This window comes from Ferroglobus sp., from assembly GCF_015521575.1.
Lineage (GTDB): Archaea > Halobacteriota > Archaeoglobi > Archaeoglobales > Archaeoglobaceae > Ferroglobus.
Genome location: NZ_WANY01000037.1, coordinates 1 through 23,113 on the forward strand (window position 1 = coordinate 1; position 23,113 = coordinate 23,113).

General features: G+C 43.2%; 34 protein-coding genes and 1 tRNA gene. 17 read left to right on the top strand and 18 right to left on the bottom strand.

What is annotated here, in order from left to right:
* The 4 genes from nadX to F7C14_RS01430 all read left to right on the top strand — a co-directional run.
* Positions 1 to 567: aspartate dehydrogenase (nadX, locus tag F7C14_RS01415; protein WP_290899090.1), on the top strand; the 567-nt coding region annotated here is incomplete at its 5' end.
* Positions 561 to 1,460, top strand: coding sequence for a quinolinate synthase NadA (nadA, locus tag F7C14_RS01420; protein WP_367114310.1), 900 nt, complete (start codon positions 561 to 563; stop codon positions 1,458 to 1,460). The genes nadX and nadA, both read left to right, overlap by 7 nt.
* On the top strand, positions 1,457 to 2,290 hold the full coding sequence (gene nadC, locus F7C14_RS01425; RefSeq protein WP_290899096.1) for a carboxylating nicotinate-nucleotide diphosphorylase: 834 nt from the start codon (positions 1,457 to 1,459) through the stop codon (positions 2,288 to 2,290). Before nadA ends, nadC begins: the two co-directional genes overlap by 4 nt.
* Positions 2,287 to 2,802 (top strand): thermonuclease family protein, encoded by a 516-nt coding sequence (locus F7C14_RS01430; protein ID WP_290899099.1) that lies wholly within the window; start codon positions 2,287 to 2,289, stop codon positions 2,800 to 2,802. Before nadC ends, F7C14_RS01430 begins: the two co-directional genes overlap by 4 nt.
* A 348-nt stretch (positions 2,803 to 3,150) precedes the next feature.
* Here the strand turns inward: F7C14_RS01430 and F7C14_RS01435 are convergent.
* The 4 genes from F7C14_RS01435 to F7C14_RS01450 all read right to left on the bottom strand — a co-directional run bounded on the left by F7C14_RS01435 (position 3,151) and on the right by F7C14_RS01450 (position 6,150).
* A tRNA-Leu gene (locus tag F7C14_RS01435) sits at positions 3,151 to 3,235 on the bottom strand.
* 68 nt (positions 3,236 to 3,303) lie between these two features.
* Positions 3,304 to 3,723, bottom strand: coding sequence for a thioredoxin (gene trxA / locus F7C14_RS01440; protein ID WP_290899102.1), 420 nt, complete (start codon positions 3,721 to 3,723; stop codon positions 3,304 to 3,306).
* A 19-nt stretch (positions 3,724 to 3,742) separates the two neighbouring features.
* Entirely contained in the window at positions 3,743 to 4,699 is a 957-nt protein-coding gene (locus tag F7C14_RS01445) for a tRNA (guanine-N1)-methyltransferase (protein WP_290899105.1), read from the bottom strand.
* Between the two features lie 8 nt (positions 4,700 to 4,707).
* Positions 4,708 to 6,150 carry a dihydropteroate synthase-like protein gene (locus F7C14_RS01450; RefSeq protein ID WP_290899108.1) on the bottom strand — a complete coding sequence of 481 codons (1,443 nt, stop codon included), beginning with the start codon at positions 6,148 to 6,150 and terminating at the stop codon, positions 4,708 to 4,710.
* A gap of 36 nt (positions 6,151 to 6,186) precedes the next feature.
* Between F7C14_RS01450 and F7C14_RS01455 the strand changes: the two genes are divergently transcribed.
* Complete coding sequence (locus F7C14_RS01455) at positions 6,187 to 6,813, top strand: PHP domain-containing protein (RefSeq protein ID WP_290899111.1); 627 nt, start codon at positions 6,187 to 6,189, stop codon at positions 6,811 to 6,813.
* Here the strand turns inward: F7C14_RS01455 and F7C14_RS01460 are convergent.
* Positions 6,793 to 7,014, bottom strand: a complete 222-nt coding sequence (locus tag F7C14_RS01460; RefSeq protein ID WP_290899114.1) for a hypothetical protein — start codon at positions 7,012 to 7,014, stop codon at positions 6,793 to 6,795. The genes F7C14_RS01455 and F7C14_RS01460 overlap by 21 nt on opposite strands.
* Positions 6,993 to 7,919 (bottom strand): hypothetical protein, encoded by a 927-nt coding sequence (locus F7C14_RS01465; RefSeq protein ID WP_290899117.1) that lies wholly within the window; start codon positions 7,917 to 7,919, stop codon positions 6,993 to 6,995. Before F7C14_RS01465 ends, F7C14_RS01460 begins: the two co-directional genes overlap by 22 nt.
* A gap of 114 nt (positions 7,920 to 8,033) precedes the next feature.
* Here F7C14_RS01465 and F7C14_RS01470 point away from each other — a divergent pair, with 114 nt between their 5' ends.
* From F7C14_RS01470 to pheA, 6 genes are all read left to right on the top strand, one after another.
* The gene (locus tag F7C14_RS01470) at positions 8,034 to 8,657 is read left to right on the top strand and encodes an RNA 2'-phosphotransferase (RefSeq protein WP_290899120.1); all 624 of its coding nucleotides are present in this window, start codon (positions 8,034 to 8,036) and stop codon (positions 8,655 to 8,657) included.
* Positions 8,642 to 9,547: a thiamine-phosphate kinase gene (locus F7C14_RS01475; protein ID WP_290899123.1), complete on the top strand. Its 906-nt coding sequence runs from the start codon at positions 8,642 to 8,644 to the stop codon at positions 9,545 to 9,547. Before F7C14_RS01470 ends, F7C14_RS01475 begins: the two co-directional genes overlap by 16 nt.
* 230 nt (positions 9,548 to 9,777) lie before the next feature.
* Entirely contained in the window at positions 9,778 to 10,536 is a 759-nt protein-coding gene (locus F7C14_RS01480) for a 2-amino-3,7-dideoxy-D-threo-hept-6-ulosonate synthase (protein WP_290899126.1), read from the top strand.
* The gene (locus F7C14_RS01485; RefSeq protein WP_290899129.1) at positions 10,533 to 11,510 is read left to right on the top strand and encodes a 3-dehydroquinate synthase II; all 978 of its coding nucleotides are present in this window, start codon (positions 10,533 to 10,535) and stop codon (positions 11,508 to 11,510) included. Before F7C14_RS01480 ends, F7C14_RS01485 begins: the two co-directional genes overlap by 4 nt.
* Complete coding sequence (gene aroD, locus F7C14_RS01490; protein ID WP_290899132.1) at positions 11,500 to 12,114, top strand: type I 3-dehydroquinate dehydratase; 615 nt, start codon at positions 11,500 to 11,502, stop codon at positions 12,112 to 12,114. Before F7C14_RS01485 ends, aroD begins: the two co-directional genes overlap by 11 nt.
* Positions 12,111 to 13,979 (top strand): prephenate dehydratase, encoded by a 1,869-nt coding sequence (gene pheA / locus F7C14_RS01495; RefSeq protein WP_290899134.1) that lies wholly within the window; start codon positions 12,111 to 12,113, stop codon positions 13,977 to 13,979. Before aroD ends, pheA begins: the two co-directional genes overlap by 4 nt.
* Here pheA and F7C14_RS01500 read toward each other — a convergent pair.
* The 6 genes from F7C14_RS01500 to F7C14_RS01525 all read right to left on the bottom strand — a co-directional run bounded on the left by F7C14_RS01500 (position 13,966) and on the right by F7C14_RS01525 (position 15,981).
* Entirely contained in the window at positions 13,966 to 14,157 is a 192-nt protein-coding gene (locus F7C14_RS01500) for a DUF2116 family Zn-ribbon domain-containing protein (RefSeq protein WP_290899137.1), read from the bottom strand. The two genes, pheA and F7C14_RS01500, sit on opposite strands and share 14 nt — an antisense overlap.
* Positions 14,158 to 14,180: 23 nt before the next feature.
* The gene (locus F7C14_RS01505; protein WP_290899141.1) at positions 14,181 to 14,768 is read right to left on the bottom strand and encodes a hypothetical protein; all 588 of its coding nucleotides are present in this window, start codon (positions 14,766 to 14,768) and stop codon (positions 14,181 to 14,183) included.
* A 41-nt stretch (positions 14,769 to 14,809) separates the two neighbouring features.
* Entirely contained in the window at positions 14,810 to 15,052 is a 243-nt protein-coding gene (locus F7C14_RS01510; protein WP_290899144.1) for a MoaD/ThiS family protein, read from the bottom strand.
* Positions 15,018 to 15,182: a hypothetical protein gene (locus tag F7C14_RS01515; RefSeq protein ID WP_290899147.1), complete on the bottom strand. Its 165-nt coding sequence runs from the start codon at positions 15,180 to 15,182 to the stop codon at positions 15,018 to 15,020. Before F7C14_RS01515 ends, F7C14_RS01510 begins: the two co-directional genes overlap by 35 nt.
* Positions 15,183 to 15,245: 63 nt before the next feature.
* Positions 15,246 to 15,824, bottom strand: coding sequence for a GTP-binding protein EngB (gene engB / locus F7C14_RS01520; RefSeq protein ID WP_290899150.1), 579 nt, complete (start codon positions 15,822 to 15,824; stop codon positions 15,246 to 15,248).
* Positions 15,805 to 15,981 (bottom strand): preprotein translocase subunit Sec61beta, encoded by a 177-nt coding sequence (locus tag F7C14_RS01525; protein WP_290899152.1) that lies wholly within the window; start codon positions 15,979 to 15,981, stop codon positions 15,805 to 15,807. The genes engB and F7C14_RS01525 overlap by 20 nt, the downstream gene beginning before the upstream one ends.
* A gap of 39 nt (positions 15,982 to 16,020) precedes the next feature.
* Here F7C14_RS01525 and F7C14_RS01530 point away from each other — a divergent pair, with 39 nt between their 5' ends.
* The 3 genes from F7C14_RS01530 to F7C14_RS01540 are packed head-to-tail and all read left to right on the top strand — an operon-like array spanning position 16,021 to position 18,467.
* Positions 16,021 to 16,974: an amidohydrolase family protein gene (locus F7C14_RS01530; protein WP_290899155.1), complete on the top strand. Its 954-nt coding sequence runs from the start codon at positions 16,021 to 16,023 to the stop codon at positions 16,972 to 16,974.
* A gap of 37 nt (positions 16,975 to 17,011) precedes the next feature.
* Positions 17,012 to 17,860, top strand: a complete 849-nt coding sequence (locus F7C14_RS01535; RefSeq protein WP_290899158.1) for a CBS domain-containing protein — start codon at positions 17,012 to 17,014, stop codon at positions 17,858 to 17,860.
* Complete coding sequence (locus F7C14_RS01540; protein ID WP_290899160.1) at positions 17,844 to 18,467, top strand: 5-formyltetrahydrofolate cyclo-ligase; 624 nt, start codon at positions 17,844 to 17,846, stop codon at positions 18,465 to 18,467. Before F7C14_RS01535 ends, F7C14_RS01540 begins: the two co-directional genes overlap by 17 nt.
* Here F7C14_RS01540 and tmk read toward each other — a convergent pair.
* On the bottom strand, positions 18,385 to 18,999 hold the full coding sequence (gene tmk / locus F7C14_RS01545; RefSeq protein ID WP_290899163.1) for a dTMP kinase: 615 nt from the start codon (positions 18,997 to 18,999) through the stop codon (positions 18,385 to 18,387). The genes F7C14_RS01540 and tmk overlap by 83 nt on opposite strands.
* Before the next feature lie 37 nt (positions 19,000 to 19,036).
* Between tmk and F7C14_RS01550 the strand changes: the two genes are divergently transcribed.
* Positions 19,037 to 19,606 carry a class II aldolase/adducin family protein gene (locus F7C14_RS01550; protein WP_290899166.1) on the top strand — a complete coding sequence of 190 codons (570 nt, stop codon included), beginning with the start codon at positions 19,037 to 19,039 and terminating at the stop codon, positions 19,604 to 19,606.
* Here the strand turns inward: F7C14_RS01550 and F7C14_RS01555 are convergent.
* The gene (locus tag F7C14_RS01555) at positions 19,548 to 19,742 is read right to left on the bottom strand and encodes a hypothetical protein (RefSeq protein WP_290899168.1); all 195 of its coding nucleotides are present in this window, start codon (positions 19,740 to 19,742) and stop codon (positions 19,548 to 19,550) included. The two genes, F7C14_RS01550 and F7C14_RS01555, sit on opposite strands and share 59 nt — an antisense overlap.
* Positions 19,743 to 19,793: 51 nt before the next feature.
* On the opposite strand from F7C14_RS01555, the gene F7C14_RS01560 reads away from it, so the two are divergent.
* A complete protein-coding gene (locus F7C14_RS01560) occupies positions 19,794 to 20,915 on the top strand; it encodes a metallophosphoesterase (RefSeq protein WP_290899170.1) in 1,122 nt (373 codons plus the stop codon).
* A gap of 1 nt (position 20,916) precedes the next feature.
* Positions 20,917 to 21,558, top strand: a complete 642-nt coding sequence (locus F7C14_RS01565) for a DUF4350 domain-containing protein (RefSeq protein WP_290899172.1) — start codon at positions 20,917 to 20,919, stop codon at positions 21,556 to 21,558.
* On the opposite strand, the gene F7C14_RS01570 is transcribed toward F7C14_RS01565, so the two are convergent.
* The 4 genes from F7C14_RS01570 to F7C14_RS01585 form a co-directional block, all read right to left on the bottom strand.
* Positions 21,555 to 21,902, bottom strand: coding sequence for a prefoldin subunit beta (locus tag F7C14_RS01570; protein ID WP_290899175.1), 348 nt, complete (start codon positions 21,900 to 21,902; stop codon positions 21,555 to 21,557). The genes F7C14_RS01565 and F7C14_RS01570 overlap by 4 nt on opposite strands.
* Positions 21,899 to 22,123: a KEOPS complex subunit Pcc1 gene (locus tag F7C14_RS01575; protein ID WP_290899178.1), complete on the bottom strand. Its 225-nt coding sequence runs from the start codon at positions 22,121 to 22,123 to the stop codon at positions 21,899 to 21,901. The genes F7C14_RS01570 and F7C14_RS01575 overlap by 4 nt, the downstream gene beginning before the upstream one ends.
* Entirely contained in the window at positions 22,095 to 22,574 is a 480-nt protein-coding gene (locus F7C14_RS01580) for an rRNA maturation protein (RefSeq protein ID WP_290899181.1), read from the bottom strand. Before F7C14_RS01580 ends, F7C14_RS01575 begins: the two co-directional genes overlap by 29 nt.
* A partial coding sequence (locus F7C14_RS01585) for a universal stress protein (protein ID WP_290899184.1) occupies positions 22,571 to 23,113 on the bottom strand: 543 nt, incomplete at its 5' end. The genes F7C14_RS01580 and F7C14_RS01585, both read right to left, overlap by 4 nt.

A 23,113-nucleotide genomic window follows, 5' to 3' on the forward strand; every position in this document is an offset into this window, starting at 1 on the left:
GATTTCGATTTCGTAATTGAAGCAGCCTCTGCTGAAGCTGTTAAAGAATACGGAGAGAGAATCCTCGAAAATGGAAAGAATCTCGTAGTTCTCAGTACGGCAGCACTTATCGACGAGGATCTGCTGGAAAAACTGAAAAGAAAAGCTAAGGAATTCGGAAAGAAGATATACGTTCCAAGCGGAGCGATAGCTGGTTTAGACGGATTGAGCGTCCTCAAATTCTTCGAAAGCGAGGTAAAGCTTGTAACGAGGAAAAATCCGAAAGCTTTTGGAAGAAATTTGGGATTAATTTTCAAAGGTTTCGCAAAAGAAGCCGTGAAAAAATTTCCGAGAAATTTGAACGTAGCTTCAACGATTTCTCTCGCAACTGGAAAGAACGTTGAGGTGGAAGTTTACGCTGAAAACTTGGAAAGCAACATCCACGAAGTTTTGGCAAAGTGGGAGTTTGGAGAAATCTACGTTAGAGTGGAAAACGTTCCGAGTAAAAACGTGAAGAGTAGCTATCTTGCTGCTTTGTCTGCTTTATCTCTTTTGAGGAACTTGAAAGAAGAGGTGGTCGTGTGGTGAGAGAAAAGATCGAGAGATTAAAAAAGGAAAAGAACGCGATAATTCTCGCCCACAACTACCAGTTGCCGGAAGTTCAAGATGTCGCAGACTTCGTTGGCGATTCTTTGGAGCTTTCAAGGAAAGCTGTGGAAAGCGATGCAGAAATTATCGTCTTTTGCGGAGTCGATTTTATGGCTGAAACTGCCAAAATTTTAAATCCCGACAAGAAGGTTCTCCACCCAGTTCCAGATGCCCAGTGTCCAATGGCACACATGCTTTTGCCCGAGATGATAGAGGAGGAGAAGAGAAAACATCCCGAGGCAAAGGTTGTTTTGTACATAAATACAACAGCCGAATGCAAAGCGTATGCAGACATCATCTGCACTTCCGCAAACGCTGTAAAGGTTGTTGAAAGCGTCGACTCAAACGTCGTCATATTCGGTCCGGATACAAATCTTGCTGAGTACGTTCAGAGCAGAGTACCAGAAAAAAAGATTATTCCCGTGCCAAACTTCGGGAAATGCGTCGTTCACGTTTTATTCACAAAAGAGGACGTGGAAAAATGGAGGAGGAAATTCCCACAGGCGAAGATTGTAGCACATCCTGAATGTAGGAAGGAAGTTTGGAGCTTGGCTGATTTAGTAGCTTCCACCGGTGGAATGGTAAAAAACGCCTGCAAGCACGATATATGGGTTGTTTTCACGGAGAGGGAGATGTGCTATCGACTGAAAAAAGTCTACCCAAAAAAGGAGTTTTATCCGGCAAGAGAGGATGCTGTGTGTTTGAATATGAAGAAGATAACGCTCAAGGACGTCTACCACTCCCTCGCTGAGGAAAAACACGAGGTAAACGTTCCAGAGAATGTTGCGGCGAAAGCGAAAAAAGCCATAGAAAGAATGCTTGAGATAGCATGACTCTGAAAAAATTGCTCGAATTCGTTGAAGAAGACTCTCCTTATGGAGATTTGACGAGCGAAATTCTTCCCGATGTTAATGTTGAAGCCGTTATCGTAGCAAAACAGAGGGGAGTTGTGGCTGGATTAGAAGAGGTCAAAGAGCTTTTCGAACATTTCGGAGCTGAGGTAAAGCTCAGTAAGAAGGATGGACAGGAAGTTGAGAAAGGAGATATTTTGATGATTGTCACTGGGAACGTGAAAAAAGTTTTGCTCGTAGAAAGAGTTGCTTTGAACGTTATTGGCAGAATGAGCGGTATAGCAACGAAAACGAGAAGAATCGCTGAAAAAGTCAAAAAAGTTAACTCGAAGGTTAGAATAGCCGCCACAAGAAAAACCTGTCCCGGAATGAGATTGTTCGATAAAAAAGCCGTTTTCGTCGGAGGGGGAGAAATTCACAGATATTCTCTGAGCGATTGTATTTTGATAAAGGACAACCACCTTGCGGTGATTCCTCTTGAGGAAGCTATAAGGAGAGCGAAATCCCTAAGCTTGTACAAGAAAGTTGTTGTGGAAGTGGGTGATGCAGAGTCTGCTTTAAAAGCTGCTGAGCTCGGAGCTGACGTTATAATGTTCGACAACATGGATGTCGAGGAAATCGAAAGAGCTATTAACGAATTAAAAAGGAAAGGGCTTAGAGAAAGAGTCATATTGGAAATTTCCGGAGGCGTAACTGAAGGTAATATTGTCGATTATGCGAAGCTTGACGTGGATGTGATAAGCATGGGCGAGCTTACCCACTCGGTAGAGAACTTCGACGTAAGCTTGGAGATTAGGAAGGTTCTGAAATGAAGACTCAGGCTGTTCTCGTTCTTGTTTTAGTGGTAACTTTATGTGCTGGAAACTTCGATTACGGAGTTAAGTACGAAGCGAGGGTTCTGAAAGTCGTTGACGGAGACACTTTCTATGCTGAGGTAAACGGGGAAAAAGTAAAAATTAGGGTTCTCGGAATAGATACGCCAGAGCTAATAGCTGAGAAAAACAAACCTATGGAGTATGGAGATATAACCAACTTGACCTGTCTTGCCCTTTGGGGGGTTAAAGCTAAGGAGTTCGTCAAGAGGGAGTTGGAAGGGAAAGTCGTGCTTATCGAATTCGACAGAAAAGCTGGACTCAAAGACAAATACGGAAGACTTTTGGCTTACGTGTACTACCCGAATGAAGGGACGGATTTTGCGGCGAAGCTTATCAAGCTCGGATATGCGAGGGTTTTCGTTGAAGGTGAATTTTCAAAAAAAGCCGAATACTTGTCGTACCAGAACTCAGCTAAAAAGTCAAGAGTCGGTTTGTGGAGTTGTAGCTAACGACTTTTAACTTTCAAAAAGCTATAGAACTGTTGAGAATGTTCTTGCATGAATTACAGGATAAAATTATCACTCCTCAATTTGAGTGAAACTGCCCCTTTTCTTATCCCCACATACACGTGGAACAACATTTATTCATGGGTGACAAAGCCCATCTGTCCGGACATATAAGAAGCTACGAGATGCAGCAAAAAGCGGAGTTCACCGAGAAAATTCGAGGTTGCACATAACCATTTCTAAGGAGAACTATGAGTGGTTAAAAAAACGTTCCTATTCATCGATCAGCTCGTAGAATCTGCAAAACATCAAATAAAGCCTGCTTTTGTACTCATTGGACGATACGAGCCATGCGGGGGGAGGGATTTGAACCCTCGAACCCCTACGGGACGGGACCCTGAATCCCGCGCCTTTGTCCTGGCTCGGCAACCCCCGCAGTGTAAATTTCTTTAAATGTCGAAGTCTTATGAATTTTATGGTGTGAAAAAGAGCGTGAATAAAAAATTAGAGGTTTCTTTTTATCCACCTCTCTATTTCTCCCTTCGGATACGCTCCTATTATTTTGTCCACCGGCTTTCCATTCTTAAAGAATATCAACGTCGGTATTCCGGTTATCCCGTACCTCGCAGCTACCTGCGGATTTTCGTCGGTATTGAGTTTTGCAAAAACAACTCTGCCAGCATATTCTTTTGCAAGCTGCTCTATTATTGGGGCGATCATTCTACAGGGCATGCACCACTCAGCCCAGAAGTCTACGACGACGTTTTCGTACTTTTTGAGGATCTCGTCGAAATTGCCCGAGTTTACCTCCACCGGCTTATCCGGATACTTTTCTGCTTGTTTATTCGAATAACCTCCCTCTCCCGACATTTTTTTCATCAACTCCATTAGCTTCTTTTTCCTAATTTTTTCCAACTCGTCCATAATTTCGGGATTTATAGATTTAACTATTATCGCTTACGCGGAAATGATCATCCACAACAATAACCCCCTGTTCGCTGGCAACTTCGTAGAAGTCCTCTTCCGTTATGTTCAACCAGTCAAATTTGCTAATCACGCTTTTTCTGACTATTCTGAATTTCTTTCCTCTAATCTCGATTCTCTCCACAAACTTCGGAAGCTCTATCCTCAGCCTCCATTTAGCAACCTTTCTCGGCTGAACTTCCCTAATAGCTTCTTCGACGCTTTTCCCATCAAGAACTACCTTCAAAACTATCTCCGCTATGTGATTCAACCTGTCGGGAACTCCTATGACGTCTCCCCTCAAAAGAATCTTCTTTGATTCAAACTCTATTCCCTCTCTTCTCAATTCCTCCCCAAGCTTGGAAGTTAGACCCTTTTTATTTCCCGACTTGTCGACAATTCCACCTATGATGTAAACTTCCGCCTTCTCCCCTTCAAAAACATCCTCAGCGTTAGGATCGAGGAGAATTATCTTTTTCTTATCCTTCAAAAAATCTTCAAGCTTGTCTACATGCAGGGCGTTAGTGTCCGTCTTCAAACCAGCGACAACGAGCCTTTCATCCCACATGTACTCTCTCACGACGTTGAGGGTCTCCTTAATCTGAATTATGAGACTTTTAAACTCTTTTTCACTGTGTAAATGATGGTATCTACAGTCTATCGCTATGTACGGGAAATCACCGGCTTTTTTCAGCAGACTCTCTCTGTCAATAATGCCCTCACACCTATCGAGAACAAAGTTGCACTCATCGACTTCATTTCCTTCGAGGTCGAACTTGTATTTTCCCTCTCCCTCGCATATGTTCATTTTCCCGTTGGCAATCATCAAAGCGGCGAATTGAATCGGGTCATACTTGAAAGCTTTGGCAGTTCTAAAAGAAATGCAGTTTATTCCTCTCCTTTTCAGTTCCTCGACGAGCAAATCCTTGAGTCTCACAATCGAATTTACTTTCGATATTTTAATGAATTGGAGTAAATTCCGAAAATCAGCTCCTCATCTTGGACATAATTTTTACCAAGCTGCAAGGCTATTTCCGCCTTCTTCAACTCTCTTCCAAGATAAGCGGCATGGTCAAGCCTGCTGACGAGGTTCTCTTTTAAAACTGTATCTACGATCTCCTTCGCTTTCTCTCCCACCACTGTAAGCTTCTCGTGGGAACAAACTATCTTTCCGTTGGAGATCCATATCCTAAAATCCCCCAAGGGATCTCTGACGAACTTTCTACTCTCTTCAGCCTTAGTAAAATCCTTCGGGAATTCCCCTTCGGGAAGCTTCCTCTTTTCTTTAAGCACGAGCAAACTGAAACCCAGATCTTTCGGCGGTGTTTTTCTCAGTTTAGCCCCCTTGGTCATGTAAGTAGCTATTTTCATTTCCTTCACGGCTCCAGCCGTTTTGTCGCTTGCTTCGGTTGTAAAAATTAAGGAAGCTCCAACTTCCTCGGCAATCTGAGCGAGGAGAGCATTAACCCCTATGCTGTCGGCATCTATCAACTCCGTAACGTTTCCAGCTCCGAATAGAAGAGGTGTTTTCGAATCTAACTCCCTGTATTTTTTGTATCTGAAAATCGAGTCAACAACTCCCGGAAAATCGAGAATTGGATCAGCTACAACTCTCTCAGTTCTCGTCCTTGCTAATTCCACGAGCTTTTTCAACCTCTCGACGTTTCTATCAACGACGACCACGACCTCATTCTTAATAAATTCAAGAGCTTTGAGGTTCTCCGTAGATAGGCTCATAATCATGTCAGCTCCAGCCTCGATTCCGGCTTTTATAGCTCTTATACTGAACGTGTCAATGCTCACAACATCGCAGAGATCTTTGGCTACCTTGACAGCCCTTCTAACCTCCTCGACCTCGAACTCAAGGGGAATTCCGAGATCGATTATATCAGCTCCGCTTTCCAAGTAATGCTCAATTCTCCTCGTGAGTTCTTCTCCGCTAAGCTTCGTAGCGTCAACTACCTCAGCAACAACCTTCATTCTTGTGCTTCCGCCTATTTTTACCCCATTCACCTCAAAGGCGAAATCGTCTATTTCGTCAACGGCTCTCTTTACTTCCTCAGCTTTTATACTCTCGATGAGTCTGCATGCGGGGATTTCGTGGGAAAGTTCTATTTCTTCCACCCTTTCAAGCACGTACTTCAAATCGTAGGCGTGAATCGGACCTAAGCGGATCTTAACACCCTTTTCCACTTCCAATTTCTTCCAATCGTTTCCAGCGGTCAATCCCGGAACGAGCACGAGATCGTAATCACTCAGATCGTAATTTCTGAGGTGAGAGGGAGTTATGAAGGCTGCGATATCGATGTCCAACACGAGAACATCGCAGTCAACAACTTCTCTAACCAAACTCTCCGCAAGTTTGCCGGTCACAACAAGCACTTTCATAAGCTTTATTTTTGCTGTAGGAAGATAAATCATTCCGTGATCGCAGAGCTTCACGTTCACTCAAACCACAGCGATGGAAGGGACAGCGTGAAGAAACTACTGAATAAAGCTTTAGAGATCGGAATTGATGTTATCTCAATAACGGATCACGACACAATAAACGGAAGCTTGGAGGCTATTGAAATAGTGGAGGAGGAGCACCTACCGATAGAAGTAGTTCCCGGTTTTGAGTCCTCGACAGACAAAGGGCATTTGCTCGTTTACGGTGTGAAGGAGGATTTCGACAAAGGTATTCCCTTCGAAGAGGCAGTGAAGAGGACGAAAAAGCTTGGAGGAGTTTGCTATGTGGCACATCCCTTTCAAATAGAGAGGAAGGGAGTTTGGAGGATTGAAGCTCTTCGAAAAGCCGACGGAATTGAAGGGTTTAACTCCAAGTATTTCATAGGTTTGTTCAATTTTTTGAGCTTGACGATAGCTAAAAAATTGAACAAACCAGTTATAGCTGGAAGCGATGCTCACAGCTCTAAAGCATTGGGCTACGGAATAACGATTCTGAGAGGTGATCCTCTAAGGGCTTTGAAAAATGGAGAGGTGCAAATTTCGGGGAGGAGAATGCCGTTAAAAGTATGGCTTTCGGACTCGTTAGGACTTTTTAACGAATAAAGAGATGACGTAAATAGCGATTACCAGCACGATCGAGTTTATCAGAGCTTTGTAGATCGGCACAAACTTATAATCCACCCACACCCTCACGAAATCGTTGAGGGAAGAATAAAGCCCCCACGCTGCAATGACGAGAAAGATTAGGGCAATAGCAACGAAGATTTTTCTGAGTAAATCTTCTAACTCGATCTTCTTCTCCACAAAGCAACACCTCCCGATAATAGGAGAAGCAGAAGCTCAAATCCCGGAGCGGCTTTTCTTTCAGCATATTCCATCCTTGGAGTCGGGGCGGGAGTTCTCACGAACTCGCTTATTTCGAATTTAACTTCCTTCTCCGTGACGTTTTTTGGAATTTTCTTAGCCGGTGAAAGGCTGAGCTGCTTGCTCCAAGTTTTTAACAAGGATCCATTTCTCCAAAGCTCAAGCTTTACAAGGTAGTTGTAGTTGTTCGGAAGGGAGAGATTCCCCTCTATGATGACGGTTTTTCCACCTTCGACTCTGACCTCCTTCCAGAAATCGTCAGCCAGAATGTTGGACTCGTACTGAACGGCTTTAACGTGAGCGAGAACGTCATAACTCTTCAAAGCCTCCACGTAAAATCTTGCAAGAATTTTGACAGTCTTTCCTCCAACCTCCCTTACCGCAAAATCCGCATCCTTAAGCACGACCTTTAACTCCTTCTCCTCCGGCATTATCGTATCCAATCCCGTAAGCACGAATTCCCTTGAGCTTAAACGCTTGCCCTCCTTGTCTATCGATAAGGCAACTCTATAACCCCTGTCCTTCTCAAGGGAAATCAGTACGCTTTCCATTGAATCTTCGCTTTTAACTTTCTCCGGAAGCGTTTTGCTTATCTCTTCAAGGAGTATATTCGTTTTTAGGTCGTAGATCTTCGCAAGTATTGTTGCATTCTCCAAAACCTTGGATCTCTTTATGTGGACTACGAATTTCAGAGTTGCGTGACTGTCGTTTACATCGGCTATTTTCACATCAAAACCTTCGATTCTCGCATAAGACGTGTCCTTTGTAACGTCCGCAAAAACCGGTAAGAGTAATGCGATTGAGATTATCACAGCCACGCTTGCAAGCAGAACTTTCGAATTCACGATTAAACTATGAATATACCATTTAAAAATTTATCGATATGATTGATACACGCTCATTTTTGAATCCATCACTTTGCTAAGAATTTATCTATCAGTCCAAAGAAAATACACTTCGTGCTCGGATACTGTGAAAACTGCGGTTACTTTGAAGAGAAATGCGCTTGCGGCAAGGGTAGAATTCTGCTTACTCAAGAAAAGAGAGAAGCGATCAGCAAGTTTTTGAGCGGAATACTCAGACACTTCCCGGATTCTTTTGGCATCAAGCTTGATAAAAGCGGATTTGCCGATTTAGAAGATGTAGTTAGAGTTTTGAAGGAGAGGTACGGTGTTGGGAAAAGGGAGATAGAAGCTATAGTTCTCTTCGACAAAAAGGGGAGGTTTGAAATTAAAGACGGAAAAATTAGGGCGAGATACGGGCATAGCGTCAAGGTTGATTACAAGTGGAGCGAAGGAGGAAAGATTCCAGATAAACTCTACCACGGAACGAAGCCAGAAAACGTCAAGAGTATTTTAAAGATCGGTTTGCTTCCGATGAAGAGGAATGAAGTGCACTTATCCGAAAGCATTGAAGATGCGATAGAAGTAGGAAAAAGATATTGCAGAAATCCCGTCGTTCTTGAGATAGATGCGAAAAGAATGTTGGAAGATCGTTTTGAAATCAGAAAAAAGGGTAAAGTTTACACAGCCGACTTTGTTCCGAGCAAATACATTAAGGTGGTGGGATGGAGAGAGAAATAATTGATTTTGCGAAGAGGATTTTTAAATTTGAGGAGGAGGACGCAGGCTTCTTTAAAATCGGGAACATCTATCTCGTTATAGCCAACGACATGCTTTCGAGGTCTTCCGACTTTCCTCCCAAGCTTTCGCCTAAGCAAATCGGCTGGAAGGTCGTGACAGCGAGCGTAAGCGACTTAGCTGCTATGGGGGCGAAGCCCACTCATTTCTCGTATTCCATGGGTTTAAACAGAGCCGACATTCCGATCATCGAAGAGCTTATGAAGGGAATAAAGGAAGCTCTTGACTTCTACAACATGGAATTTTTATCTGGAGACACGAACGAGGCTCCAGAACTGATCTTAGATAGCGTAGCTATCGGTTTCGCTGAGAACCTCCTTCTCAGGAGCAACGCTAAGGTTGGAGATGTTGTTTGCATCACCGGTGATCTCGGAAGGTCTTACTGCTCCCTCCTATACTTGCTGGGAAGGGTAGAGGAAATCGAAGAGAAGATTCTTGAGAAATTTTTAAAGCCAGTAGCAAGAGTTGACGAGGGATTAAAGCTTGCAAAATTGGCAAACTCAGCTATAGACGTTAGCGATGGTTTGTCAAAGGAGCTTAATCTCCTCGCAAACTCAAGCGGGGTGATGATAAAGGTTTACGAGGACAAGATCCCCATAAGAGAGGAGGTTTCGGAATTCTGCATTTCCAACGATTTAAATCCGATAGATGTTGCCCTAAACTCCGGAGAAGAATACGAACTTCTCTTCACGGTAAGCAAAGATAAGCTTAAAGAGCTGGATTTCGAGTTCAGCATTATTGGAGAGGTTTCCAAGGGAAAAGGAGTCTTTCTCATCGGAAAAGAGACGAGACCTTTGCTCCCCGGAGGGTGGGAACACTTCTCGAGCAGATAGTTTCAGCGAATTAAAAACCGAAAATCTTTTATATTGTTTTTGTGAACACTTTGCCGAATGTTGGCAAAGTCTCACGATGACCTAACCTTCGGATACTTCTTCTGGTTTACGTTTAGCTTTAGCTATAGGTATAGCTTCTAAAACTGCAAAATATTTTCAGGGGGTGTTTTCCCTTGTCAAATTCCTGCTCCTCAAAAATATAAACTTCAAAAATAAAAGAGGTGAATAAAATGGTAGGAAAGAGAAAAAGGTTGAAAAGGATATTCAGAAACGATTTGAGCTTAGTGGTGCCCATGGATCACGGAATAACGAAACCTGAGGCTGGGCTGGAGAGAATAGATTTTCTGCTTGAAAGGCTTGATGGCTTGGCTGATGCTTTCGTGTTGCACAAAGGGGTTGTCAAGCATTCGAAGTACGTCGAAGAAATGGAATCTGCTTTAATAATACACCTCTCAGCCTCCACATCCCTCTCCCCAGATCCGAACGCGAAAACAATCGTGACGAGCGTAAAGAAAGCGGTAGAGCTCGGAGCTGATGCCGTGAGCGTTCACATAAACGTTGGAAGCGAGACCGAAGAGAGGCAGCTGAAAGATGTTGGAATGATCGCCGAGGAAGCTGACGAATACGGAATGCCGCTGCTCGTGATGAGCTACCCGAGGGGGAGGGGAGTTGATGAGAGGAAGGTCGAGAATGTTATGCATGCTGCAAGAGTGGCTTACGAGCTCGGAGCGGACATAATAAAAACCAATTACACGGGAAGTGCTGAGAGCTTCTCAAAAGTTGTTGAAATCGTGGATGTTCCAGTTTTAATAGCCGGAGGAAGCAAAAAAAGCTTTGAAAGTTTCTTGATGGATGTTAGAAACGCGATAAGGGCTGGAGCAAGAGGGGTTGCCGCCGGAAGAAACGTCTTTCAGGCGGAAGATCCGAGAGGGGTCGTTTTAGCTATAAAGTCGGCTTTCAAAGAAGCGTTGATAGGTGTGGAGAGATGAAGGAGCTTTGGTTGATAAACAAAGGTGAGAATTGGGAAGAGGTCAAAGAGAGCGTGAAGGATGCCATAGAACTTGGATTCACCGGAGTTATCGTTAAAGATGAGTTTAAAGAACTTTCGGAGAAGCTTGGAAGAATAGAGGTTTCATCGGAAGATGTTTTTGAGGTAAAGGGCAGGGAAGACGTAGAGAAAGCTCTGAAGATTGCTGAAGAGAAGGGTAGAGTTTTTCTCGATTTCGAAAACTGGAAAATAATTCCACTGGAAAACATCGTAGCCTTGAGGAAAAAAGGGAAGGTCGTCGTTCTCGTGAAAACTCCAGAAGAAGCGAAAACTGTCCTCCACACCCTCGAAAAGGGAGCCGATGGAATAATAGTCGAAGCCTACGATAGAGAGAGACTCGCTGAATTCGCAAACATTTTGAGGGAAGGAGAGAAGCTGAAGCTTGTGGAAGCTGAAATTAAGAAGATTTCCCCTCTCGGAGTTGGTGACAGAGTTTGCATCGATACTATCACGCTGATGAGTAAAGGAGAGGGAATGCTCGTAGGAAACAAAGCTGAATTCATGTTTCTTGTTGCAAGCGAGAGTGAAGAGAGCGAATACGTTTCCGCAAGACCTTTCAGAGTTAACGCCGGAAGTGTGAATGCCTACATCAAAGTTGGAGATAGGACGAAGTACCTTTCGGAACTTAAAGCTGGAGATAAAGTGGAGATAGTGAGATTCGACGGAAATACGAGGGAAAGCTACGTCGGGAGGGTGAAGATCGAGAAGAGACCGATGATACTCGTAGAAGCTGAAGTCAACGGCTTGAGAGGGAGCGTTATTCTTCAGAACGCGGAAACTATAAAGCTTGTGGGAAAGGATGGAGAACACTTGAGCGTTTCTGAGTTAAAGGTGGGAGACAGGGTTTTAGTATGGATTGGTGAGAAAGCGAGGCATTTTGGTGTTGCGGTGGAGGAGTTCATAATTGAAAGGTAAGGTAATAGCAAGCGTAAAGAACTTTTCCGAAGTTTCAAAGGTTTTAAGAGTTGTAGATGGGGTGGAATTTCGCATCGATCTTTTCAGAAAGCTTCCCGAGCCAAAAAGAGTGAGGATTGAAAAGATAAGTATAGTGACGATAAGAAAACCGGAAGACGGGGGAAAGTTTATCGGTCGCGAAGAGGAGAGGATGAAACTTCTTGAAAACTATAGCAAGTTCTGCGATTACGTTGATCTGGAGTACTATCTGGCCGATGAAGTTTTCGAAAAGATGAGCTGTAAGGTGATCGAATCCTACCACAACTTCAACGAAACTCCAGACTACGACTTTCTCAAAGGAATTGTGGAGAACAGAAGGGGAGACATAGTGAAAATCGCTACTGTTGGAAAAAGCAAAAAAGATGTTGAGAGGATCGTCAAATTGTTGTGCGATTACGAGAATGTCGTGGCATTTCTCATGGGAGAGGAATTTTCATTCACGAGGGTTTTCTCTCTTTTCCTTGGATCGCCCTTCATCTACTGCGGAGTTGGTGAAGGCGTTGCCCCCGGGCAGTATGACGTTTTCAAAGCTGTAAAGATACTCAAGGAGCTGGGGTATAGATGAAGATCTGCATTTACGGAATGGGAGGAATGGGCAGTTTCTTTAAAAACTTCTTCGAGAACAGAGGCTACTTCGTAAGGGGATACGATGTCGTTAAACATAAAAGTGAGATAGAGTTGGTAGACATAGGGAGCTTTGACGTGATTTTCCTATGCGTTCCGATGGATAAAATAGAAGAGGCTGTTGGCGAGATCAAAAAGTATGCTGATAAAAACGCTCTTCTGGTTGACATAGCTTCAGTAAAGAAACCCTTCGTGAAAATTTACGAAAAGTCTGGGTTTGAATGGATGAGCATTCATCCGATGTTCGGACCGGATAGCGAGATCGGTTTGTCGAACGTAATAGTTGTCAGACTGCCAAAGGATGAGAGAGCCGAAAAGATATTAGAAGAGTTTAGAAAAAGCGGAGCGGTTTTAAGCTATCTAAGCCTGGAAGAGCACGATAAGGAGATGTCAAAAATTCAAAGCGCATCTCACTTCCTCCTCCTCACGCTATCCTACTACCTAAGAGAGTGGTTCAGCGATGAAAAGCTGAAAATTCTCTCGCCAATATCCCTTACTTTGATAAAACTTGCGTCGAGGATAATAAATCAGGACTGGAGAATGTACAAGTACATTCTCGAAAACGGAGAGGTTGTTAGGGAGGAAATAATAAAAGCCGCCGCAGAAGTTGACAGACTCATCAAAGAAGACAGAATTCAGGAGCTTTTCAATTACTTAAGGGACGCGTTCAAAAACGGCAAAAACACGACGATAATACTTGACAGCACAAGAACGACCTTAACCCCGAATTCTCTTGAGGAGCTAAGAGGTTACATAAAAACGGTAGATTCTCTAATTTTGAGGTTAATAGAGAAGAGAGTAGAAGCTGGAAGGAGAATCGCACTGGAAAAAATAAAGAGAAACGAGCCGATAGAAGTTTCGGAGGTTGAGTACTTCAAATTAAAGGAGCTAACGTCGAAAACGTCCCTTGACGCAGGATGCGTCAGCAAGATTTTCGAGGAGATAATGAGCCTCACAAAAGCTGAGGAGTATAAAGTTGCTGGCGTGGAAAGAAAAGTTGCCGTTCTCGGACCCGCTGGAAGCTTTTCTGAAGAAGCTGCTTTGAAGCTGATACATTCCAAGCTCCCGTTGATTTACTGTTCGAGCGTCGACGAAATAGTAAAGGCTGTGGAAAGCGGTAAAGCAGATTTCGGGGTTTTGCCGATAGAGAATTCGATAAACGGAACTGTGATCCCTTCCCTTGACGCTCTTCTAAAGCACGATGTCGAGGTTTTTGCTGAGACGGAAGTTGAAGTCAACCTGAATTTGGCTGCGAAGAAGCTTATCGATTTCAAGGAAATCGAAGTCATCTATTCTCATCCTCAAGCAGTTTCGCAGTGTATGACGTTCATAAACAACTACCTACCCCACGCTGAGATTAGGTACACCAAGAGCACGAGTGATGCAGTGACGCTCTTGGATGATAAATCGGCTGCGATAGTTTCAGAAAATGCGGCAAAAATTTACAGACTTCAGATACTGAGGAGAAGAATTCAAGACGCTAAAGAGAACGTGACGAGGTTTTACGTTGTAAGGAAGAGGGGGGGAGAGCTAAAAGGTAACGTGACCGCTCTTTTCTTTGGAGTCGAAGACAGACCCGGAGCACTTTTCAGCGTTCTTGAGATATTCAAGAGAAGAAACATAAATCTGAGAAAACTTGAAAGTCGCCCTTCCGGAATTAAGCTTGGAGATTACATATTCTTCGTCGAAGCTGAAAAGAAGCTTGAGGAAGAAGAACTGAGGGAATTAAAGGAGAGAACGACGTTCTATAAAGTCGTTGGGGTGTTTGAAAAAATTGATCGACTTAACGTTTTCACTTCGGAGTGAAGAGGAACGTCATCATCAGAAGACCGAAGAGCAGGAGGAGCATGAAAATCATGAAGTTCCTCTGCCTCTTCCTTTCTTCCTCATACTTTTTCTCACACCTATCGCTGCAAAAAACTTCTTCCGGCTCTATAGCCTTCCCGCAAACCACACAATGTCTGTGGGGAACTATACCGGGCATGTTTTTAAATCGACGTCGAATATTTAAATTTTCTCTAAAATTTTCATAATTTCCTTCGAATCGACTTTGAGCCCTTCAAACGATATCTCATGCTTGATTTCAGCCGGATACTCAAGGTGAATCTCTCTTTTTTCTCCCCTTCTTTTCACGAATATCGTGTTCGAAAATAGCTTCTGAAGAATCTTTTCCTCCTTTTTCGTGACCGTGTGGGAATTTATGACTGCTAAGGTGCAGCCATTAACCGCTCTTATCTTGGTAATAGTGTTGTGGAGAAACATGTAGGTTTTTTCAAGCCCGTGAATCATTAAAAGCTCGGGGATTATTGTAAAAATGAAAATTCCGGAATCTTTTTCGAGTATTTTCGAAACTGCTATACTTATATCGTTAAGGTTCAGAAGGTTTATAATATAAATGCCCTCCTCCCACGGGCGAGTGGCGAATAAAATCACCCTTCCCGCAAGCTCGTACTCGTCAATAAGCCTTCTAATAAAAGAAATGTGCTCGGAAGCGATTAAGAATATTTTACCTCTCAGTTCCTTAGCTATGGAGAGAGATAAGGATGTACCGTCGGAAAAAAAATCCGAAATTAGTAAATAATCTGCGTTTCTCATTACCCTAAATTTTACGCTGTTTAACTTATTATACTTTTGATTTAATTTCCACCGGAAATAACTCTCAGAACTTTCACTTCTCCTTCTTCAACTCTGCTATCGACTGGAAGAGGAGAATCACCTTTGACGATGACGACAGTTTCGGGATTTATCCCCAGACTTTCGAGAACTTCGCTATAGGTTTTATCTTCCTCCACTTCAACAACCTTTTCTTTTTCGGGAAAACCTCCTAAGAACTTAAAAAGAATTTTAATCTTCTGGGAGGATTTCTTTTGCGACTTCATGAATTTCCTCCTTAGCTTCTTCAGCGACTCTCTTCAAATCTTCGACGTTCTTCTTTAAAAGCTTCTCATCCTTTTCGCTCAGCTTCTTTTCACCCTTTCTCTTGTAGCTATCCCAGTCGAATCTCCTCATATTCGATCACTGGATAATTTTTTGTAAAAGGATGTATAAATTTCTTCTGCTCAAATTTTAAAATTACTTTCTGAAAACCCCCATGAGGTCGTGTCTACCCATTTCCATCAGTTTGCTCTTTAACCACCTTCTGATACCCTCCACATCACCCTTTTTCGCTGAAGTTGGGATGATCTCCCCTTTAATCCACTTCTTAATCTCCCCTATCACATCCTCGCTTTCAACCTTGTCGAATTTGTTCGCCGCAACAACAGTTTCTATTCCCAGCTCCCTCAGAAAGTCGAACATTTCAACTTCAACGGGAATGTATCCTCTTTTGTCCCACCTCTCAGCTATTTCGCAAAAAGCTTTGGCGTCAATCACCTCAACTGCAAGCTTTATTCTGTCAGCGTTCTCCTCTATATATCTAACAACGAAATCTTTTACTTTCTCAGAGAGCTCTCTCCCCTTCCACACGTAACCGAATCCTGGTAAGTCGGTGACGAGCAAATCTCTGTAGTGAAGGTGATTTGGTTTTATCGTTGTTCCGGGCTTTTTTCCCTTTCTAACTCTAACTCCAAAGAGTTGGTAAAAAAGAGTCGACTTGCCAACGTTGGAGCGCCCGGCAAAGATAATCTCTATGTTAACTCGGCCAGAGCCCATAATATACGTTCAGAAATATAACGACAGCTCCTACCACAAAGCCAAAAGCGATTACACTTTTCGGACTGATTCTGATTTGCGTCTTCTCCTCTTCGAAATACCTCATTATTCCAGCTGAAGACATCAACGGTGGAGCTCTCTCCTTCTTCTTAGCCATGTGAAAAATTTTTACGAAAGGCAATTTAAACCTTTTCCCATGAAATGCATTTTCGTTGAGAGCGGCGAAACCGGAGAGATAATTTTCGAGGAAAACAGAATAGTTTTCGAACCGAAAAGAGTTGAACCTAATTACGTTATTTTCAGAAGTTTCGTGAACGCTCACACCCACCTTGGAGATAGCGTAGCTAAGGATCCGGAAAGAATGAGTTTAGAAGAACTCGTAGGGCCAGAAGGATATAAGTTTAAAATCTTAAACTCTGCCAAAGAAAACGAGATCGTTGAAGAGATGGAGAGATCAATCGAGCTTGCTTATAAGAGCGGAACGATTGAGGTCTACGATTTTAGAGAGGGGGGAATTAGAGGATTCGAGCTGTTGAGGAAGGCTGACAAGAGAGGGATTGTAAGAGCCCTCACTCGACCGAGCAATTTGGAGGAAGCAGAGATTCTAAGCGAAAAGTCCCACGGATTCGGCTTTAGCAGCGTTAGAGATCACGATAAAAGTTTCCTTGAGGAATGCAGAGAAATTGCAAAGAAAAAGAAAATCCTCTTCGCAATCCATGCCGGAGAAAGAGATAACGAGGACGTGGAGGGGGCTATTACTTTAGAGCCAGACATACTCGTTCACATGAACATGGCTGATAAAAGTTCGTTAAAAAAAGCGATGGACGAGGGAATAGCCATCGTCTCTTGTGCAAGATCTAACGCTTTCTTCGGGCTTTTAAACCTTGAAAATTTAAAAATACTTTCCGAATACGATAACTGGATGATCGGAACGGATAACGTCATGATTTCGACACCTTCACTTCTTGACGAGTTCAAGTTTCTCTCCTACTTCATTCCAGAGGAAAAGATTTACAGAGCTGCTGCGAGGGGAAAAAGCTTTGTTGTGGCAAGAATGGACAAATTGTCCAGATCTAAAAACCCTCTAAGGAGTTTGAAGAGGTTAGAAAGCTGTGACGTTGTTATGATTGCCCAGATCGAATTTGGATGAAAAACTTATATATTTTCAGACCCTTTCCGCTATCGGTATGAAAGCAAAGGACGTTATGACGAAAGAGGTCATATTCATCGAACTCCCCAACACGAGGGATAAGGTGATAGAACTCTTCAAGAAGTACGGAATCTCAGCTGTTCCGGTTGTCAAGGACGGAAAGCTTGTCGGAATCATCACGAGGAAGGACATACTGAGAAAGGTTGACGAGGATCAGGTGGCTTTCCTTATGACTCCCAATCCGACAACAGTCACCCCCGACACCGATTTAAGAGAAGTGGCGAGAATTTTGCTCGATACGCACTTCAGGAGACTTCCTGTTGTAGAGGATGGAAAGCTCGTTGGGATAATTACCGTGAGGGATATTATAGAGGAGATTAGCGAAATGGGGGTAGACAAACCGGTTAGAGATTTCATAAATCCTAACGCCGTATGCGTTTGGCAGGAGACTCCCTTAAATGTTGCCGGAGAAGTTATGAGGCTCGCAAACGTTGAATTCTGTCCAGTTCTTGATGACAATGCTTCTATCGTCGGAATCATAGACGAGAAAATTCTTTTGACCGAAACTCTAATAGAGGAGTTTCTCGAATCCACCCAGTACACCTCATCGAGTGATTTTGACGATGCTTGGAGCTGGGAATCGATAAGGGACTACAGCGTAAAGTATTTTGAAGTAAGCGTTTTAAAGCTCCCGAAAGAGCCAGCCAAGAAGTTCATGAAAAAGGCTGTCTTCGTTTATCCGCAAACTTCTGTGAGTAAAGCTGCTAAGGAGATGGTAAAGAACGATCTCGACTTCATTCCGGTTATAGATGCCAACGGAAGAGTTGTCGGAATTTTGCCGGACAAGAATCTTTTGAGAGTTCTCGTAGATGAGAAGCAAGAGTGAAATAAGAGAAGAAGTCTGGAGGAAAATAGAAAAGTTTTCCAGATTCCCTCCTCCAAAGGGAAGAATTCCAAACTTCGTTGGGGCTGAAAAAGCCTGCGAAAAACTTAGAGAGCTGGAAGAGTACAGAAAAGCAAAAGTCGTCTTCGTCGCTCCGGACTCTCCTTTACATAGAGCGAGGCAGATCGTTCTTGAAGACCGCAAGACCTTAGTAGTCCCGAAACCAAAATTTAAGGGAATCGTAGTTGTGGAAAGGAAGATCAACCCGACGATTTCCAACATGATGAAGTACGGAAGAGAAGTCGGCGTGGAAGAGTTGAAAAAGATAGGCAAGGTGGACGTTTTTGTTCAGGGATGCGTTGCGGTCGATCTAAACGGAAACAGGATAGGAAAAGGCACTGGATACGGAGATCAAGAGTACGACTTTCTAAGGAAGAACGGTCTTATCGAAAATTCTCTCTACGTTGTCGTGTGCCATGAAATTCAAGTTTACAAGGACTTTTCCCATTTAGCCGAAGAGCACGACGTCAAGTGCGACGTAATCTTAACTCCAGAAAGGATCCTCTGGACGAAAGAAGCTCTAAGACGTGGTAAATTACCTCATCCTTAACGTCGTCCAAACTTCTCGAAGCATCAACAACCCTTATCTCCGGTCGTTTGATTGACAAGAATATTTCTCGAACCTTTTTAAGGTAATCCAGCTCCTCGAAGGGTGTCAGCTTTTTTCTGTTTTCTATCCTTTTTAAGGCAATTTCTGGATCGACATCAAGGAGGATCGTTAAATCCGGGACTGGAGCGATGCTTTCGTTCATCTTTAGAATTTCTTCCGGATCAATTCCCCTCGCTCCTTGATATGCGACGCTCGAGTAATAGTATCTGTCCATTACAACCGAAATGCCCCTGTTCAAAGTCGGAAGGATGTTCTTCTCAACATCTTCTTTTCTGTCGAGAATGAAAAGTTCAAGCTCCTTTTCTGGATCAAACCTTTTTTCAGACTCTTTTATAATTTTCCCGTACTTTCCATCGGTCGGCTCTTTTAAAACTACTGCCGGAATCCCAAGTTTGAGAAGTTCTTCTTTTATGAAGTTCGCTATCGTTGTCTTTCCAGAACCATCAATTCCCTCAACAGCTATCAGGTACACGAAAGCCAGAAATACCATCTTAAATATAACCTTTCCTATGATCGAAGAAGCGATCAAAATCGGAAAGAAGCTTGCTGCTTATGGATTAATAGACGGTGCAAGCGGAAATCTGAGCTTTAGAAAAGGTGGAAAAATAGTAATAACGAAAACCGGTGTCGTTCTTGACGAGTTGACGGAAGAGGATTTCGTTGAAGTGGAAATCGGAAAGAAAAGGGACGATGCCTCTTCAGATTTGTATGTCCACGAAAAAATTTACGAAGAAACGGATTACAAGGTCGTTCTTCACTGCCACGGCGTTTACGGAGTGACTCTCTCCCTCTTTTTCGATGAGATAATCCCCTTAGATTTGGAGGGAAAAATGTTTATCGGAACTCTCAAAATCGTTGAAGGTAAATTTGCTTCTCCTTCATTAGCTGAGAAAATCGCGAAGAGCGTTAAGGAGAAGGGAGTATGCTTAGTTAGGGGGCACGGTATATACTCAGCTGGCGAAAGCTTTGACGAAGCGTTTAAGCTCGCAAGCTACTTGGAACACTCCTGCCAAATCCTTTTCAACTACGAGGTTTTCCGTAGAGTTCTTGCAAATCCTTACCACGCTTGTAGGCAGTAACGGAAATGTACGCTCCAAGGACAATTAGCAAGACTGTTAGGTACCACATTCCGAACAGAAGAGGGAATGGGGAGATTGCTATGAGCAATATTCCAAGGAGGAACATGGAAACTATGGAAGCAAACTCCCCTTTCATGCCGTAAGCTTGGCAGAAGAAGTTATTAACCTTTTTATCGAATAGCAGACCATGAAGATCGTTCACATATCAGACTTACACTTTGGAGAAGAGCTCGTGAGAAATAAAGTGGAAAAAGCAATAAAACAGATAAACGAGATAGAGCCGGATCTTGTTGTTGTCACTGGAGATTTAAGCTGTTGGGGAATTCACAGCGAGTTAAGAGAGGCTTACGAAGCTCTCGAAAAGTTGAAAGTCGATTACTTCGTAGTTCCCGGAAATCACGATGCAAGAAACAACGGAATTGAATTCTTCGAACTCTACTTTGGTGAGAGAAAGAAAATTTACAAAGACAGCGAAGTTGTAATAATCGGGGTTGACAGCACCCAGCCAGACATAGATGACGGATACATAGGATTCGAGCAGAGAAGGTGGATAGGAGAAAACGTTAGAAAGGACAAGCTTAACGTTCTTGCTTTACACCACCACATTGTTCCGATTCCAGACACTGGAAGAGAGAGGAACGTTCTGATAGACGCTGGAGAAGTCGTTGAGATGCTGATAAACCTTGGATTCGCGCTGGTTTTAGCCGGTCACAGACACATGCCCTACTCGATCAGATTGATGAGGACCCACATAATTCATGCGGGAAGCTTGGGTTCTTTCAAAATCCTCGGTATGCCGGATCACAATTACAATATAATAGAGCTCAGTGAAGAGAACGTGAGTTTAAAACTGAAGTTCGTCGATTACGGGGAGATAGATATTGGAAAGTACCAGATAAAAACGGAAGCTCCCGAATCGGTGGCAATATACAGGAAAATCGGAAGACCCAAGAGAGTACTTTTCGTTAGCAAAAACGGAGATGCAAGAGTGCAGATGGCTGAAGCTCTCTTCAACAAGCTCTCTCCTTACAACATGCTTGCGGAAGGGGCGGGAGTTTACGAAGTAAAGGATGAGGACAGGATCGCCAGAGAAATGCTAAATGAGATCGGGGTCGAAATGATCTGGAGGAAGAGAAAAATCGATGAGAAAGATTTGAAAAACTTTGATTACATTGTGGAATTTGACGAACTTGGGTTTGGAGAAGTTTGGAAAGTCGAGCTTCCGAAAAGCAGAGAAGACTACAGAAGGGTGAGGGAGGAGATTAAAAGAAAAGTTGATGAGCTGATAAATCAGCTTATTGCGATGTAATATGAGATCGCTTTTAATCCTTTTAGTTACTTTAGCGATAATCTTTTCCGGATGCGTCGAAGAGAGAAAGAGAGTAGTGTGGGATGTGGATCACGAACCGGTTTTTCCCGTATCCCATTACTCAAAGCTGATAAGTCAGTTTGAAGCCGAGGTAATCGAAGGAGGAGTCGAAGAGCTTGAAAACTCCAAAGCCTACATCTTATCCGGAGTAACGAGGAACTTCACGGATGAAGAGGTAGAAGAGATTTCGAAGTTCGTAGAGAATGGAGGAAAACTCGTAATTTTAATCCATATTCCTCCCGCAAATCTCAAACCTCTACTTGAGAGATTCGGAGTCGAAGTTTCCGAAAGACCCTACGAAATTACGGAAATCATAGCAGTACCAACAGAAGAGAGCATCTTAACCGAAGGAGTCAACGAGATCTACATGAGAGGAGTTTTTCCAGTTAACGGCTCTCTTTTCGTTGTGAAAAAAGACAGAACGATTGTTTTCGGGGAAGCTAAAGGAGGTGTTGCCAAGCTCACGAAGTTCGGAAAAGGAGAGGTTCTCGTTTTCGGAGACGATGCGATGTTTTTGAATAGTTATATAGGTAAAGCTGACAACTTAAAGCTTGCAAAAAATATTGCAAAGTGGATTAATTAACCAGCTTGCGGAGAGAGCATGCTTTGTAATTTCTTTTGGGTTTCAGCTACTCTTTCTCTGAGCTTCTCTTCTTGTCTTTCGAGAGTTTTTATTCTTACCTCATATGTTTCCTTTCTTTCTTTAAGCTCCTTTTCAGCATCTTCCTTTCTAACTTTCACGAGAATGCTTCCCACTGCCTTGTATACTTCCTCGCTTTGGGACTTCTCCATTTCCTTCAAAGCGTCGTCTATCTCTCTTATCATCGCTTCCAGCTGAGCCTTCTGGGTTATCACCGCCTGAAGCTGCTGCTGGAGCTGTTGAAGCTGAGCAACCAAATTCTGAACGGCTGGAGGAATTTCACTCATCTTAACACCCCGCAAACGTCTGTGCAAACCTTAATTTGACGAAGGTACATGTTCAACATCGCCCTTAAAGCTGAGATGTCTTTCGCCTCGACCTCTAAGACCAACTTTCCATTCGATAAATAAACTTTTGCCCTCGACCTTCTCTCTTCGATTTTGTCTATCGATATGGCTTCGTAAATTAACTCTGCATCCTCACCTTCTACTGTTAGCCTCGCCTCCATACCTAACACCGAGAACCTTAATTCTTAGGATTGGTTTACCGTCATACAGAAAGTCAAGAACATTGTCGCGAACTTTTACGACTTTCTTCGTCTCGACCTTTCTAACGAACTTCTCCGCAGCCTTTCCTTTTGGCATCGCCCCAAGAAGGAGAGGATCGAAGGGAGGGTCACCTATAAAAACAACGAAATCGTCGTTCATTTTCACCTTTTTTATCTCACCAACGTTTATTCTCAAAGAAAGAAGTTCCTTTCCGCTCCTGTCGTAAATTTTAAGAAATGCCGGATTCGCTTTTATCTCGGTTATCATTACGAGATTTTCTGTTAAGTTGGAAAACAAATCCTCCAGACTCATCTTTCCTCTCTGCACGTACCTCCAGTTCATGAATCTGGCTAAAACCTTGGCAAATCTTCTCGTTCTTCTGCTTGGATCGCGAGATGTCGTGAGGATCATTTGTAAACCAGAACCGGAACGATCGCTCTCCTAACTACGTTCGACACAGTTCCTCCAAGCATTTCCCTAATAGACCCCTTTCCCCTTGAGGCGAGAGCAATCATCGTGGCTCCGTGCTCCTCCATAACCCTTATAATCTCCTTGTAAGGAACTCCTCCCTCTATGAATATTTCGGCTTTTTTCCCCATTTCCTCAAATTCCCTTTTCATGCTTTCAAGTTCCTCGATTTCCTTGTCCGTAAGTTCCTCATCCTTCTCGACCACATGAACTATCAACACTTCTTCTCCAGCCTTTGCAAACTCTTTAATGAGGTCCTTTAGCTTCCTCGATTCCTCGCTGAAGTCGAAGGCGTAGAGAATTTTTCTCGGGAGGTAGTCGAAAACTTTTATCACAGCATCGTCTATTATATCGAATTTCACAACCAAAACGGGTTTGTTCGACCTTCTTACAACTCCCTCAGAAACGCTTCCGAGGAGGAGCTCCTTTATCAATCCTTTTCCGTGAGAACCAATTACGATCATGTCCACGTTTTTCTCCTC